General features: G+C 41.8%; 10 protein-coding genes and 2 tRNA genes. 7 read left to right on the top strand and 5 right to left on the bottom strand.

Going from position 1 to position 16,164, the window contains the following annotated elements; translation table 11 throughout:
* The first annotated feature begins 192 nt into the window (after nt 1-192).
* Nucleotides 193-1,737 (top strand): NAD(P)H-hydrate dehydratase, encoded by a 1,545-nt coding sequence (locus D0S24_RS16240; protein WP_117020882.1) that lies wholly within the window; start codon nt 193-195, stop codon nt 1,735-1,737.
* A gap of 49 nt (nt 1,738-1,786) precedes the next feature.
* On the opposite strand, the gene D0S24_RS16235 is transcribed toward D0S24_RS16240, so the two are convergent.
* Entirely contained in the window at nt 1,787-2,197 is a 411-nt protein-coding gene (locus tag D0S24_RS16235) for an STAS/SEC14 domain-containing protein (RefSeq protein WP_117020881.1), read from the bottom strand.
* A 204-nt stretch (nt 2,198-2,401) separates the two neighbouring features.
* A complete protein-coding gene (locus D0S24_RS16230; protein ID WP_117020880.1) occupies nt 2,402-4,954 on the bottom strand; it encodes an ATP-dependent Clp protease ATP-binding subunit in 2,553 nt (850 codons plus the stop codon).
* Between the two features lie 257 nt (nt 4,955-5,211).
* Between D0S24_RS16230 and gyrA the strand changes: the two genes are divergently transcribed.
* Nucleotides 5,212-7,743 (top strand): DNA gyrase subunit A, encoded by a 2,532-nt coding sequence (gene gyrA, locus D0S24_RS16225; protein WP_117020879.1) that lies wholly within the window; start codon nt 5,212-5,214, stop codon nt 7,741-7,743.
* A gap of 33 nt (nt 7,744-7,776) precedes the next feature.
* Nucleotides 7,777-9,039 carry a tetratricopeptide repeat protein gene (locus D0S24_RS16220; protein WP_117020878.1) on the top strand — a complete coding sequence of 421 codons (1,263 nt, stop codon included), beginning with the start codon at nt 7,777-7,779 and terminating at the stop codon, nt 9,037-9,039.
* Between the two features lie 53 nt (nt 9,040-9,092).
* Here D0S24_RS16220 and D0S24_RS16215 read toward each other — a convergent pair whose 3' ends face one another.
* Nucleotides 9,093-9,845 (bottom strand): NlpC/P60 family protein, encoded by a 753-nt coding sequence (locus D0S24_RS16215; RefSeq protein ID WP_117020877.1) that lies wholly within the window; start codon nt 9,843-9,845, stop codon nt 9,093-9,095.
* A 22-nt stretch (nt 9,846-9,867) separates the two neighbouring features.
* Nucleotides 9,868-11,043 carry an acetyl-CoA C-acyltransferase gene (locus D0S24_RS16210; protein WP_117021067.1) on the bottom strand — a complete coding sequence of 392 codons (1,176 nt, stop codon included), beginning with the start codon at nt 11,041-11,043 and terminating at the stop codon, nt 9,868-9,870.
* Nucleotides 11,044-11,280: 237 nt separating this feature from the next.
* Between D0S24_RS16210 and D0S24_RS16205 the strand changes: the two genes are divergently transcribed.
* The 4 genes from D0S24_RS16205 to D0S24_RS16190 all read left to right on the top strand — a co-directional run bounded on the left by D0S24_RS16205 (nt 11,281) and on the right by D0S24_RS16190 (nt 15,150).
* Complete coding sequence (locus tag D0S24_RS16205; RefSeq protein WP_117020876.1) at nt 11,281-13,329, top strand: HD family phosphohydrolase; 2,049 nt, start codon at nt 11,281-11,283, stop codon at nt 13,327-13,329.
* Nucleotides 13,330-13,484: 155 nt separating this feature from the next.
* Nucleotides 13,485-13,568, top strand: a tRNA-Ser gene (locus D0S24_RS16200).
* Nucleotides 13,569-13,603: 35 nt separating this feature from the next.
* Nucleotides 13,604-13,678: transfer RNA gene (locus D0S24_RS16195), tRNA-Pro, on the top strand.
* A 227-nt stretch (nt 13,679-13,905) separates the two neighbouring features.
* Nucleotides 13,906-15,150: a site-specific integrase gene (locus D0S24_RS16190; RefSeq protein WP_117020875.1), complete on the top strand. Its 1,245-nt coding sequence runs from the start codon at nt 13,906-13,908 to the stop codon at nt 15,148-15,150.
* 380 nt (nt 15,151-15,530) lie between these two features.
* Here D0S24_RS16190 and D0S24_RS16185 read toward each other — a convergent pair whose 3' ends face one another.
* Complete coding sequence (locus D0S24_RS16185; protein WP_117020874.1) at nt 15,531-15,779, bottom strand: death-on-curing protein; 249 nt, start codon at nt 15,777-15,779, stop codon at nt 15,531-15,533.
* Nucleotides 15,780-16,164 lie beyond the last annotated feature (385 nt).

Genomic DNA, 16,164 nt, shown 5'->3' with positions numbered 1-16,164 from the left:
AATGGGGTAGTGGTGCTGATAGCGGTAATGGCAATGCGACCATTTATAAATGGAGAATTAGGTAATTTGATGTCCGTATTGTTATATCCCATCATAAGAATAAAGAACCAAATGTAGTATTTTTGATTGCCCAATCAAACGTTTGGACGGATTTTTACTAAATCATCAAATTTTTATAAATAATCTTATCGAATGAAGATTTTTAATGCAAAACAGATATACGAAGCTGATAAATTCACAATGATTAAGCAGGGAATCAGCAGTGAACAGCTTATGGAACGGGCAGCAATACGGATTTTTAATTGGATGCATTCTAGAATGCAGGGAACCCAGCTTAAAATCCATTTGTTTTGTGGCATAGGCAATAATGGAGGGGACGGACTGGCACTTGCCAGACATTTGTTGGATCACGACTATAATATAGAGGTTTTTGTTGTTGACTATAGCGAGCACAGGTCCAAGGATTTTTTGATCAACCTGGACCGTTTAAAGGAGAAGGGCATTTGGCCTAATTTTATAAATGAACAATCGGATTTTCCCGATATTGGAAAGGAGGATATTATTGTGGATGCCATTTTTGGCATAGGGCTCAACAGGGTTCCTGATAAATGGTTGATAGGACTTATGCGGCACCTTAACAGCTCCAAAGCCTTTATTCTTGCGATAGATGTGCCTTCGGGGCTATATATGGATGCCGGTCTTCCGAATAAGGATGGTGTAATAAAAGCAAATTACGTGCTTACTTTTCAAGTCCCAAAACTTGTTTTTTTTCTTCCGGAAACGGGAAGATATATAGATCATTGGGAGGTGCTGGATATTGGCTTGGACAAGGATTTTTTGGTTGGCCTGAAAACCGAATATGAGTTGATCGGTAAGGGCGAAGTGCTGCCTATGTACAAGCCCAGGGAGAAGTTTTCACATAAGGGCAGCTATGGCCATTCCCTTATAATTGGTGGAAGTTACGGAAAGATGGGGGCCGTAGTTCTGGCCGCCAAAGGGAGTATGCTGGCCGGAAGCGGATTGGTTACGGCCTATGTTCCAAGGTGCGGGTACGGGCCATTGCAAACAGCATTGCCGGAAGCCATGGTCATAACGGACAATGAAGAGGGGGAAATCTCCAAAATTGATTTTGACATAGTGCCCAGCGTAATCGGTATTGGTGTTGGCATGGAAACAACGGGGACTACATCCAAGGCCTTTTCCAATTTTCTAATGAACAATAAATTGCCTTTGGTCATAGATGCCGACGGATTGAACATTCTTTCCAAAAACAAGGGGCTATTAGGAAAATTGCCTCCCCAAACCGTTTTAACCCCGCATCCCAAGGAGTTGGAACGAATATTGGGGAAATGGACGGACGACTTTGACAAATTGAAAAAAGCAAAGCGGTTCTCTGAAAAATACGATTGTATTTTGGTCATTAAAGGGGCCAATACCATTACTGTTTATAAGGATACGGGTTATGTGAACACCACCGGAAATCCGGGTATGGCCACCGGTGGCAGCGGGGATGTGCTAACGGGGATCATAACGGGTTTGATAGCTCAGGGCCATTCCCCGTTAAATGCGGCAATTTTTGGCGTGTACCTCCACGGAAAGGCTGCCGATATTGCCGTGGAGAATTGTAGTTTTCAGGCCCTGATCGCCAGTGGTATATTGGATAATATAGGCAGGGCCTATTTGGATCTTTTTCAAATTTCGGAACCCGATGTTGCCTCTGGTGAAGGTAATCAGTAGAATTTCATTGCCAATCTAGTATTGACATGATACTTGGTAAGGACAACCGTTATTCCGCATTGGATGTTCTTACCCGCCTTTTTATCCACAAAAGGGCATTGTCCTGATCAATAAAGAATTTCATGGGTTTCTTGTAAAATAGTCTCTCGATATTAAAATTGTGCATATCAATTTCCTTAATGGAAACTACGGCAAATGCCTTAATGTTCTCTATTTCCCTAATTTGGTTGTACACCATTGGATCAATGGCATATGAGTGCTTCCTTAAGCTTATGTAACCGAAATTTTTATTTCTAAAATGGATCTCCATAATGCCAATAATTTGAAATACCCTTTCTTTGGTAATGGTGGTTCCTTCGTTAAAAATAGAAACCATGTAGTCGTCAAATACCTGTACTTTTCCAATGTCCAGTTGATATTCTCTTACGATAATAGTCTTCTTGGGTCGTCCGACTTTCATTCTCCTTATTTTATATAGTGTGTCTGCAGCGAATTTAGAATTAAGTATAACTATTATAAAAATTATTAGATTAAAGACACTTTAATCGTTTATGTGGAATGGAAATGGGCTAGCTGTATTTTATTTCTTACAAACGCCTGGGAATAAATAAAAAAAGGAGTAGCATTTGGCTACTCCTTTTTGTGACTATTGGCGATATCCCAATTAGGTCTTGGACGACTTTTCCGCTTTTTTGATCCTAATGGTAAGCGTTTCCTTGGTTTCATCGAGATCCATATGAATGGTGTCACCTTCCTCCAATTTGGAATTTACGATTTCCTCGGCCAGGGCATCTTCAATATATTTTTGAATGGCCCTCTTGAGCGGCCTGGCACCGTATTGTTTGTCGAACCCTTTTTCGGCAATATAATCCTTGGCCTTATCCGTTAGTTGTAGGTCATATCCTATATCTTTGATCCTTCGGTATAATTTGTTAAGCTCGATATCGATTATCCTATGTATATCTTCGCGCTCCAGAGCGTTAAATACCACCACGTCATCTATTCTATTTAAGAATTCCGGTGCAAAGGCCTTCTTTAGGGCATTTTCTATAACACCTTTTTGATGGGTATCCGCCTGGGCCTTTTTTGCGGAAGTTCCAAAACCAACTCCTTGGCCAAAATCTTTAATTTGCCTTGCTCCAATGTTGGAGGTCATAATGATGATCGTATTTCTAAAATCGATCTTTCTGCCAAGACTATCTGTTAAATAACCATCGTCCAGCACTTGCAGAAGCATGTTGAATACATCTGGGTGTGCCTTTTCAATTTCATCCAACAGAATAACGGAATAGGGTTTGCGGCGTACCTTTTCGGTCAATTGTCCGCCTTCTTCATACCCAACATATCCCGGAGGGGCACCTACAAGTCTGGATATGGCAAATTTCTCCATATACTCGCTCATATCCACTCGGATCAAGGCGTCCTCGGAATCGAACAACTCCTTGGCCAATATTTTGGCAAGTTGGGTTTTACCTACTCCGGTTTGACCTAAAAAGATGAAGGAACCAATAGGCTTGTTCGGGTCTTTTAGACCTGCCCGGTTACGTTGGATCGCCTTGGCCACTTTGGCCACTGCTTCGTCCTGACCAATTACATTGCTTTTGATAAGTTTTGGCAGTTCGGCCAATTTATTGCTTTCCGTTTGTGCTATCCTATTTACTGGAATACCGCTCATCATGGAAACCACGTCCGCCACATTGTCTTCCGTAACGGTTTCCTTATGGAGTTTACTATCTTCTTCCCATCGTTCTTGGGCAATGGACAAATCTTTTTCTATTCGTTTTTCATCGTCCCTAAGTTTGGCGGCTTCCTCGTATTTCTGTTTTTTTACGACCGTATTCTTAAGTTCACGAACGTCTTCCAATTGTTTTTCGAGTTCCAAAATTTGTTTGGGAACATCCATGTTTACGATATGCACGCGAGAACCTGCTTCGTCTAGGGCATCAATTGCCTTGTCCGGTAAAAAACGGTCCGTCATATATCTATTGGTAAGGCTTACACAGGCAATTATGGCCTCATCGGTATAAATTACGTTATGATGGTCCTCGTACTTTCCTTTTATGTTTTTTAAGATCTCAATGGTCTCGCTTACAGTGGTAGGCTCAACGATTACTTTTTGAAATCTTCTTTCCAGGGCACCGTCCTTTTCTATGTACTGTCTGTATTCGTCCAAAGTGGTGGCCCCTATACATTGGATTTCACCTCTGGCAAGTGCCGGTTTGAACATATTGGAGGCATCCAAGCTGCCCGTTGCGCCACCGGCCCCAACAATGGTATGGATCTCATCTATGAACAGGATAACGTCGTCGTTTTTTTCCAGTTCGTTCATAACGGCCTTCATTCGCTCTTCAAATTGTCCGCGATATTTGGTCCCTGCAACCAAGGAAGCCAGGTCCAAGGTTACCACCCTTTTGTTGTAGAGGATTCTGGACACTTTCTTGTTGATTATTCTCAGGGCAAGTCCTTCGGCAATGGCGCTTTTACCAACTCCTGGCTCTCCTATCAACAAGGGATTGTTCTTTTTTCTTCTACTTAGGATCTGGGAAACCCTTTCAATTTCCTTTTCACGGCCCACAACGGGGTCCAATTTGTTTTCCTCTGCCATTTTGGTCAGGTCGCGGCCAAAATTGTCCAATACAGGGGTCTTCGATTTTTTGCTTCCCTTTTGCCCTGTACCGGAAGTGCCAAAAGTGCCTTCCTTTTCATCGTTGGGCTCATCGGAATCACTGGGGAAGGACTCTGAAGTGGGAGAGTCTATATAATCGTCATCACTTGTTATCATTGATTTAAACTGGTCTTTTACACCATCGTAGTCCACTTTTAATTTATGTAGTAGTTTGGTAGTGGGATCGTTTTCATTACGCAAAATACACAGTAATAAATGGGCCGTATTGATAGAGGAACTTTGAAATAATTTAGCTTCGAGAAATGTTGTTTTCAGCGCACGCTCCGCCTGTCTGGTCAGGTGCAGATTCTTTTTGTCCTTTTGTGCGGCACTCGCATTTGGATTGGCGGGACTTAAAATTTCCACTTTTCTTCTCAAGTGATCCAAGTCCACGTCCAATGCGTCTAAAATGCTTATTGCTTTTCCATTACCGTCACGCAGTAATCCCAGCATCAAATGCTCGGTTCCAATGAAGTCGTGGCCCAATCTTAAAGCCTCTTCCTTACTGTAAGCAATTACATCTTTTACTCTAGGGGAAAAATTGTCGTCCATAAAATATCCTTTCAACTTTAAAAATAGTAAATCTACGTCAATCTACGGCAAATACTATACCTAATATTCGTTAAACGTGGTGGTTTTGACGAAATGGGTCATTATTTACATTAAAATTAACAATCAAATTGATGTGGGAACCCCATATTTGTAGTGTTGATAAATTCTTTGTAAAAGTATGGCCCAGGTACTTGTATAGTATCGATTTTACGTATATTGTCGTGCTTTTTTAACTAAAAATAAATAGAAGATTTTAAATGGCAGAAGGAGAAAAATTAATTCCGATTAACATTGAAGATGAAATGAAATCTGCCTACATTGATTATTCAATGTCGGTCATTGTGTCACGTGCCCTGCCAGATGTTAGGGATGGTTTAAAGCCAGTGCATAGAAGGGTTTTGTTCGGAATGCACGAGTTGGGTGTTAGATCCAATAGTGCCCACAAGAAATCCGCGCGTATTGTCGGGGAAGTATTGGGAAAGTATCATCCGCACGGGGATACTTCTGTTTATGATTCCATGGTCCGTATGGCCCAGGAGTGGAGTTTAAGGTATATGTTGGTAGATGGCCAGGGGAACTTTGGTTCCGTTGATGGCGACAGTCCGGCCGCAATGCGTTATACGGAGGCCCGTATGCGAAAGATTGCGGATGATATGTTGGCCGATATAGATAAGGATACGGTAGATCATCAGCTTAATTTTGATGATTCCTTACAGGAGCCCACGGTGCTTCCTACCAGGATACCTAATTTATTGATCAATGGTGCTTCCGGTATTGCCGTGGGTATGGCAACCAATATGCCGCCCCATAACCTGTCCGAGGTAGTGGACGGTACCGTTGCCTATATAGACAATAACGATATTGAAATAGATGAGCTTATTACCCATATCAAGGCACCGGATTTTCCCACAGGTGGTATCATATACGGCTATGATGGGGTCAAAGAGGCTTTCCATACCGGACGTGGCCGTGTGGTAGTGAGGGCGAAAGCCAGTTTTGAGGAGGTGCAGGGAAGGGAGAGTATTGTAGTAACGGAAATTCCCTATCAGATCAACAAGGCGGACATGATCAAGAAGACCGCCGATCTGGTCAACGAAAAAAAGATTGATGGTATTTCTACCATTAGGGACGAGTCCGATAGGAACGGAATGCGGATAGTGTATATCCTAAAAAGGGATGCTATTCCCAATATCGTTCTTAACACATTGTACAAGTATACTTCCTTACAGTCGTCATTTAGTGTCAATAATATAGCCTTGGTAAAAGGAAGGCCGCAATTATTGAACGTTAAGGAGATGATCCACTATTTTGTGGAACATCGTCATGAAGTAGTGGTAAGACGTACGGAGTTTGAACTGAAGAAGGCCGAAGACAGGGCACATATCCTGGAGGGATTGATTATTGCCTCGGATAATATAGATGAGGTAATTGCTATCATAAGGGCATCTTCCAATGCCGATGAGGCCAGGGAAAAGCTTATGGAGCGCTTCAAGCTCAGCGAAATCCAGGCCAAGGCCATTGTTGAAATGCGTTTACGCCAATTGACCGGACTGGAGCAGGATAAATTAAGATCGGAATACGAGGAAATTATCCTGACCATTGCCGACTTAAAGGATATCCTGGCCAAAAAAGAGCGAAGGATGCAGATCATCAAGGATGAGCTGCTGGAGATTAAGGACAAGTACGGGGATAACCGCCGTTCCGAAATAAATTTTGCAGGTGGGGACCTAAGTATGGAGGATATGATCCCGGATGAACAAGTGGTCATTACCATTTCCCATGCCGGTTATATTAAAAGAACCCCCCTTTCGGACTATAAGACCCAAAACAGGGGCGGTGTTGGTCAAAAAGCATCTTCCACCAGAAATGAAGATTTCCTGGAACACCTTTTTGTGGGTACCAACCATCAATATATGCTGTTCTTTACCCAGAAAGGCAAGTGTTTCTGGATGCGCGTCTATGAAATTCCGGAGGGAACCAAAACTTCCAAAGGACGGGCCATCCAAAACCTGATCAATATTGAGAACGATGATATGGTGAAGGCCTTCATCTGTACCCAAGATTTAAAGGATGAGGAATACGTAAACAGCCATTATGTTATTATGGCCACTAAAAAGGGTATTGTTAAAAAGACTTCTCTGGAACAGTACTCAAGGCCTAGACAGAATGGTATCAATGCCATAAGTGTTCGGGAGGACGATGAACTATTGGAAGCCAAGCTTACCACGGGCGCAAGTCAGATATTCCTAGGGTTAAGGTCGGGTAAGGCCATTAGGTTCGAGGAAGTAAAGACAAGGCCTATGGGTAGAAATGCCTCCGGTGTTCGTGGGATTACATTGGCCAATGATAAGGACGAGGTGATAGGTATGGTGGCCGTGCACAATTTTGAAGAGGAGATATTGGTGGTGTCCGAGAATGGTTACGGGAAACGCTCCAGTATTGAAGACTATAGAATTACCAATAGAGGTGGTAAAGGAGTAAAGACCATTTCCATTACGGAAAAAACAGGTGGCTTGGTAGCCATAAAGAACGTTTCGGACTCCGATGATTTGATGATTATCAATAAATCGGGCATCGCAATAAGAATGAGTGTTGAGGATTTAAGGGTAATGGGTAGGGCAACCCAAGGTGTGAGACTCATTAATATCAAAGGCAACGATTCCATTGCCGCCGTGGCCAAAGTGATGAAGGACGAAGAGGAATTGGAAGATATCAAAACCTTGGAGGTGGATGTCAAAGAAGAAGATGGCACGGCTCTTGATAACGATAGTTCGGAAACCAAAGAATAACATTTAAACACTAATAAGTAAATTTAATTTGAAATGAAAACAAATATTTTAATACTCTCGACCATGTTCTTTTCGGTGGTCGGAATTGCTCAAAAGGATGAGATAAAAACGGCTGAAAAAGCGTTAAAGTCGGGCGATGCCATGGCTGCGAAAACAGCATTGGACGGGGCATCTTCACTAATTGCCGGTGCAGATGAAAAAATGCAGGCCCAATATTACTTTTTAAGGGGAAGCGCTTATGCCGAACTAGCTAAAAACGGCACCGAAGGAGCTTTTGATGAAGCTATTTCTTCCCTTAAAAAAGTAAGCGAGGTAGAGGAGAAAAGTGGTAAGGCCAAATACGGCTCGGATGCCAAGGAAAAACTATCCGGTATGACGGCCGACCTGATCAATTCCGCTGTGGAAGACAACAACAATGAAAAGTACGAGGAAGCAGCAGGAAAACTTTATATGGGATACCAATTAAGCCCCCAGGATACCGTTTATCTTTATTACGCAGCCAGTAGTGCAGTAAATGGCGGTCATTGGGAAAAGGCACTTACCTATTACAACGAGTTAAAGGATTTGGGCTATGATGGAGGCGGAATGGTCTATAAGGCAACCAACGTGTCTACAGGTGAAGTGGAGGAAATGGAAAAGACCCAAAGGGAGCTGATGGTCAAATCCGGTGCCTATAAAGATCCAGTGGATGAAAAAACACCATCCAAGACCACGGAAATCGTTAAGAATATTGCTCTGATCTATACGCAATTAGGTGAGGATGATAAGGCCTTGGAAGCCTACAAGGATGCTAGGGCAAAAGATCCAAAAGATGTAAACTTGATTTTGAACGAAGCCAATCTTTACTATAAGATGGGCGATAAGGAAAAATTTAAGTCTTTAATGGCCGAGGCTTCGGAAGTTGCTCCGGATAATCCCGATCTGTTCTATAATGTTGGGGTTATCAATATGGAACAAGGCCTAATTGAAGACGCAAGGAAAGCATATAAAAGGGCGATCGAGATTAATCCAGGCTATGTGAATGCGCAATTAAATCTTTCTACCACCTATGTTAATGAGGGTAACAGCCTGATAGATGAAATGAATTCCTTGGGCAATTCCAAAGCGGATATCGCCAAATATGATGAGTTAAAGGAGAAAAAGGATAGCTTGTTCCGTGATGGGGCCATCATCTTGGAAGATGCCTTAAAATTGAATCCGGACAATCAAAGTATTCTTTCCCAATTAAAGAATATTTACGGTGCCTTAGGGGACAATGAAAACTTCCTACGCCTTAAAAAGCTTACCGGAGAGTAGTATAACTTTTCAATTAAATTTAAAAGGGCCTATCGCAAAACGATGGGCCCTTTTTATATGATTTTTTTAATTACCCTTAGTTTATGGGTGTAGGTGTTCGTCTCCGTGTTGAAAATTCCCGTATGGTCTATGCGGTCTATCCTGACCTTGCCATAGGAATGTATCACATAATTGTTCTCCATGATAATCCCTACGTGGTCTATAAGCCCGTCATTATTGTCGAAAAAGGCCAGATCGCCCGGTTCACTTTCTTCAATAAAGCTTAAGGCCTCCCCTTGGGTAGATTGTTCTTGGGCTCCCCTAAGCAAACGATAACCGTTGGTTTTATAGGCCATTTGGGTAAACCCCGGACCGTCTATACCAAAAGTAGTTTTTCCTCCCCAAAGAAAAGGTGCGTTTAAATAGAGAAGGGCTTTGTTTATAAGTTGGCCCTTGTCTTGTTTACCCGCTGTGTACGATCCTTCAAACTTGTGGTTTAAAGGACAATTTTGTGGTATGCACGACCCCAATACAATGGGTAACAGTACATTGTGTTCCGTTTCTATAAATGAAATAAGATCGGAAGAAACTTTTGTTGCTTCCAGACTTTCCATTTCCTTAAATAGGTCCTCGTCAATGAAGGTGAATTGCTGATTGTTGACCCAGCCTTCGGAACTGTCAAAAGCATTGCGGATCCTGCTCCATTTTTTTCTCTGCTCCAATACCTTAAAATGTTCCCCGTACAAAAGTTGGGAAACCATTTCGCCGGTGTCGTCGGCTGCGGAACGTATCGGGACAATACTAAGGTGGCAAATACCGTATTGCATGGGCTTGCTTTACAAGAACTTATTAATTTTTTTCTATAATTATTGCAGAAGCTCCACCACCACCATTACATATGGCCGCTGCCCCTATTTTAGCTTTATTTTGATCCAATACATTCAACAATGTTACAATGATCCTTGCGCCGGAACAACCCAAGGGGTGGCCCAAGGAAACGGCTCCGCCATTCACATTAACATTCTTATCACTAAGGCCGAGTAGCTTCATATTGGCCAGGCCAACCACGGAAAAGGCTTCGTTAAATTCAAAATAATCAACATCGTCCATACCAATACCGGCTTTGGTCAATGCTTTTGGAAGGGCTTTTGCAGGGGCCGTTGTGAACCACTTGGGCTCCTGGGCCGCATCGGCATAACTTTTAATGGTGGCCAAAGGTTTTAACCCGAGTTCCATTGCTTTTTCACCACTCATAAGTACCAAGGCCGCCGCACCATCATTTATGGTAGATGCGTTGGCAGCCGTAACCGTTCCTTCCTTGGAAAACGCAGGACGCAAACCGGGAATTTTGCCCAGATCAACATTCTTAAATTCTTCGTCTTCGGTTACAAGTATAGGTTCGCCCCTTCTTTGCGGAACTTCCACGGGTACTATTTCATTGTTAAATTTACCACTTGCCCAGGCATCAGCGGATCTCTTGTAGGACTGAATGGCATATCTATCCTGATCTTCCCTGCTAAATTCATATTCCATGGCGCAGGCGTCCGCACATGTTCCCATGGCCTGTTGGTCATAAGCGTCCATAAGTCCATCTTTTTGCATGCCATCGATTAATGTGGCAGGCCCAAATTTTTGGCCATTTCTTATATGAACATAATGGGGTATTAGGCTCATGTTTTCCATACCCCCGGCAACAACAATATCGTTGTCCCCCAATGCTATGGATTGGGCGGCCATCATTACCGATTTCATTCCCGAGGCACAGACCTTGTTGATTGTAGTACAGGGCACTGTATTGGGTATGCCGGCCAAAATGGCCGCCTGTCTGGCCGGTGCCTGACCCGTTCCTGCCTGTACAACGTTTCCCATGAGAACCTCCCCTACTTTTGAAGGGTCCAATTTTATCTTACTTAATGCGCCCTTAATGGCAATAGCGCCAAGTGCTGGGGCCGTAATGGTGGACAATGCCCCCATAAAGCTTCCTATGGGCGTTCTAACAGCGGAAACGATCACAACATCTTTCATCAAGTTCATTTTTATTATTTGCGAATTTAATAAATTAATGTGCAATGAAATGTGCAACCTTGGAATATTCCAAGTTATTTATGAATCCATAACTACATTTTGGGAATGGGCAATGGGTAAATTAAAGCCTTTGCCGATTAGTTAAATTCTATAAGTTGATTTCAAAAGTGGTGTTATTTGAGCAAAGTGCTATTTTAAGTATATATTTTTCTATTTTTGACTATCTATACTTTCCGTATGCGCACTTTTTTGGACAGCCTTTATAAAAATCACTCGCTTGTTTATAAGTACATTTTATATTTCTCGGCTGTTTTCTTTATTGTATTTTTTTTTCCACGTGGGGGCAAGTTCAAGTACGAATACCAAAAAGGAAAGCCTTGGCAACACAATAACTTTTATGCTCCTTTTGATTTTTCCATTAATAAGGGAGAGGAGGCTATTGCGAAGGAAAAAGAGAAAATAGAAAGCAATCATATAGACTACTATTACTATGATTCCGATATTGTATCGGAGGTGGACAGTACCATTGGGAAGGAGTTGGACAAGGTTTTTAATTCCTCCAGTTTTGACCAAAACGAACTTGAAAGGATTAAAGAGGTTGCCAATGACGTTTTGGCGGATCTATATGGGAATGGTATCCTATCCAAAATTGAACGGAGGAGCACAGGGAACAGTCTTTATCTGGTCAAGAATAACGAGGCCATTAAATTAAATTTTGATGAGATATATAGTTTATCCGATGTAGAGGGCGTTGTTGCGAAAAAACTGGCCCAAAACAATTTGTCGGCTTATGAGCCCTCCTTTCAGGAATTGTTCTTCAATTTTATAAAGCCCAATGTTAGCTTTGATGCCGATTTGTCCAATAAGGAGCTGGAATCCGAATATTCTAAGATCTCCTATACTTTGGGAAATGTGGACGAGGGCAAGCTCATTATTGCCAAGGGGGAGGTAGTGGAACAGGAGGATGTTAGAGTGTTGGATTCATTGAAAAGTGAGTTCGAGTCGAAATTATGGGAAGAAAATAATCAATATTTTATATTGTTCGGCTATACCGTATTGGTGGCCATGGTATTGATGATGTTTTTTCTTTTCCTAAAAAAATATCGGCAGGAAATATTTAGGGACAATACAAAAGTTACCTTTATTATAGTGAACATCCTCATCATGGTATTCTTGACCACTATGGTGGTAAAATATGATGTAGAATATGTTTTTGTGGTTCCTTTATGCATTTTGCCCTTGGTGCTAAAGACATTCTTTGATGCCAGGTTGGGACTATTTGTTCATGTTCTTACCGTTTTAATTTTGGGTTTTGTGGTACCCAATAGTTTTGAATATATATTTCTCCAAACCTTGGCCGGTATCGTCACCATATTATCGGTGTCGGAACTGTATAAAAGGGCCAATTTGTTTATATCGGTGGGTCAAATAACCCTGATCTATATTGTTGGTTATTTTGCTTTTCATATGATCCATGAGGGAAATCTGGAAGATATTCATTGGGTGGCCTTTGGTTATTTTTTCCTGAACGGAATGATTACCCTATTTGTTCAGCCATTGATTTATATTTTTGAAAAAATATTTGGTCTGGTATCCGATGTTTCCCTGTTGGAATTGTCCGATACCAATTCCAAATTATTAAAGGAGTTGTCCAATAAGGCCCCCGGAACCTTTCATCATTCCCTTCAGGTAGCCAATTTAGCCGAAGCCGCAGCCAATGAAATTGGGGCCAATGCCATGCTGGTCAGGGTTGGGGCGTTGTACCATGACATTGGAAAAATGAACAATCCCACCTTTTTTACGGAAAATCAGGTTACCAATGTAAACCCACATGATGACCTTGAGCCTAGGGATGCTGCGGCCATAATTATCAACCACGTCATTGAAGGCATAGAGATAGCTAGGAGAAATAAGGTACCGGATAGAATAATAGATTTTATACGTACCCATCATGGAACTTCCTTGGTCTTTTATTTTTACAAAAAGCAGGAGGCTTTGGCCGGGGATGTCAATGAAGAGGATTTTAGATATCCCGGACCCATCCCTTTTTCTAAGGAAACCGCTATTTTAATGATGTCCGATTCGGTGGAGGCCGCCTCCAAAAGTCTAAAGAACCCCACTTTTTTGATCATCGATGAATTTGTGGAAAAGATTGTTCAAGGGCAGATCAAGGCGGGGCAGTTTTTAAATGCCAATATTACCTTCAAGGAGATTGAAGCGATAAAGAAGATTTTAAAACAGAAATTGATCAATATTTATCATTTAAGGGTAGAATACCCGGAGTAATTGATTTTTATAATTGTTTGAAGATTAATTAGATAAGTGGAAAAAATGGACAAAGGGCAGGGACAAGTAAAAAAAAACAGAAAAATTGTTGCGTTCTTATGAATGAAAAAGTACATTTGCAACCGCATTTTTAATGGATGATCTTTAAAAATATTGGAGAGGTGCCGGAGTGGTAACGGAGCAGATTGCTAATCTGTCGACGGGTAACTGTCGCCAGGGTTCGAGTCCCTGTCTCTCCGCTTTTTTTTGAATCATATATTGTGAAATTTTGCTACGGGGTGTAGCGTAGCCCGGTTATCGCGCCTGCTTTGGGAGCAGGAGGCCGCAGGTTCGAATCCTGCCACCCCGACGAACCTAGAAATAGGGAACATCAAAAACACTGTTAATCAATTGATTTTCAGTGTTTTTTGTTTTTATGGATATTCTTTGATATCAAATGATATCAATTGTGTACACCTAATTCGGTGTGCAATTCGGTGTGCAATGGTTCACTGGAATTGTAGTAACTTGAAAGAACTTTAGGGTAGTATTTGACTTTCGTCTTTACAGATCAATGTCTAACTAAAGCCGTTTCAAATGAAAACAAACCAGACCTTTACGGTAATATTTTTTACTAGAAAATCCAGGAGCGCAGCAAACCTCCTATCCATTTATGTCCGTATCACCATTTTGGGTAAACGTGCAGAAATCAGTTTAAAGCGAAAGATCGATGAAGGCCGATGGGACTGCATCAAAGGCCGGGGAAAGGGCAGGTCGGAAGAGATCAGGAGCCTAAATGCCTATTTGGACCAGGTACAGGCCAAATTGCTACAGTGCCATGGCCAACTGCTCCAAGAGGACAAGATCGTTTCCTCCAACGCCATTAAAATGCGTTTCCTTGGGGAAGACGAGGTAAGCAGAACCTTGATGGACCTTATCGAATACCACAACGGGAACATGGTCCATGTCCTGAAGCCCGGCACCATGAAGAATTATTATACCACCGAAAAATACCTGAAACGATTTTTAAAGAGCAAGTACAAGCAGGAGGATATCTATCTAAAGCAGCTCAATTATCGTTTCATATTGGACCTGGAACATTTCCTAAGGAGGTATACGAATAAAAAGAAACAGTTGTGTCTCAACAACAATGGGGTAATGAAGCATTTGGAACGCTTCAAGAAAATGGTGAACCTTGCCGTGAAACTGGAATGGGTAAATAAAAATCCTTTCGATAGGTTCCAATTGAAGTTCAACAAATTCGATCGCGTGTTCCTGACCCAAAGGGAATTAAGGCTGATAGAGGAAACGGAATTTAAACAGGACAGATTGCAACAGGTTAAGGATTGTTTTGTCTTTTCCTGCTATACCGGACTTTCCTATGTAGATGTAAAGGAACTTACCAGGGATAAGATTACCAAGGGGATAGACGACCGGAATTGGATCTATACCAAACGGGAAAAAACGGACGAGCTGGTCAAAATACCCATACTGCCCCAAGCTTGGAAGATTTTGGAAAAGTACAGGCACTATCCTACCTACAATGGATTGCTTCCCATTTGTTCCAACCAAAAGGTGAATACGTATCTCAAGGAAGTGGCAGGGGCATGCGGGGTCTATAAGAACATTACCTTCCACGTGGCCAGGCATACCTTTGCCACTACGGTCATGCTTTCCAACGGGGTACCCATAGAAACGGTCTCGAAACTTTTGGGCCATACCAAATTGTCTACCACCCAGATATACGCTAGGGTGGTGGAGTCCAAGATTAGCGAGGATATCGGGAATCTATTGAAGCGGTTTGGAAAAAAGGACAACCGGGAATTTAAGGCTACTTATTGATTACGGTTTTGATATCAGGTTTAGGACATTATTTGCTATATTCTAAATTGGGTTCCCCTAACGGAGTTTACCCTCTACCCTACTGAAATAATTGTATCCAGACTATAGTGTAATAGCGGATCAAGCACAATTGTTGTGTTTATGCCAATATTCTTATGGAAAAAATAACTTCATAAAGACACTGCTTTTTAGCTTCGTTTTCCGCAAGGGATCCCGGAGCGTATTTTGCCGTCCATGAAAGATAAATAGTGGCTTGGGAGCTATTTTAGCGCGCCAAAAAAGGGGTGGACCTAGCCTATTCGCAAATACGGCCTAACTATGGCCTAACTATGGACTATCTATGGAGTATCTATGGAGTATCTATGGACTAACCATGGACCTTAATTGCTTTTTATCTGTCGGTCACCTTCTATTTGAACTACCGAGTATTTCTGGGTAGTTGCCTCTCTTTGAAACTCTCCTGATCGGTAAATGTTTTTTAGATGCAAACCGATCGTATCCGAGTCTGTGTCAAATAACTCTCCCATTTGCCTTTGTGTAAGCCAGATGTTTTTGCCCTTTAACTGAACACTTACCTGTGTTTTTCCATCTTCCGAACTATATATAAGTATTTGATCCTGTGTTTCCATAATGCAACACAATATTCGAAAATTAAAATTATTAATAATGGATCATAACGATTACATAAAAATCCTAAAAGAGACGAATATTGAAAGAAAGATAAGAATTGGGAAGAGGAGGTAAGGACATGTAACCCCAAATCTTACCATAACTTAACTGCGCGTGGATCCTGATTCGATTTTATAGTGTTCGGGCGGATAAGCGTAAAGTAAAATCGAATTAGGGCGCATTGTGCTTATGTTGAGTTGCAATATTGATTATTAAAATCGCTATATACGTTTGTAAACGAATAGTATCCACCCCACCAAGCACATATTGCCATCTTGATTTCCTGTCTCTAGCTTTGCCCTAAAATAGTATACGATGAGCAAGGAACAGAAGATGTTTGCCCTG

It is taken from the genome of Arenibacter sp. P308M17, from assembly GCF_003426735.1.
In the GTDB taxonomy this organism is placed as follows: domain Bacteria; phylum Bacteroidota; class Bacteroidia; order Flavobacteriales; family Flavobacteriaceae; genus Arenibacter.
Note: the sequence above shows the minus strand (reverse complement) of the source record. Positions and strands in the feature narration are given on the sequence as shown.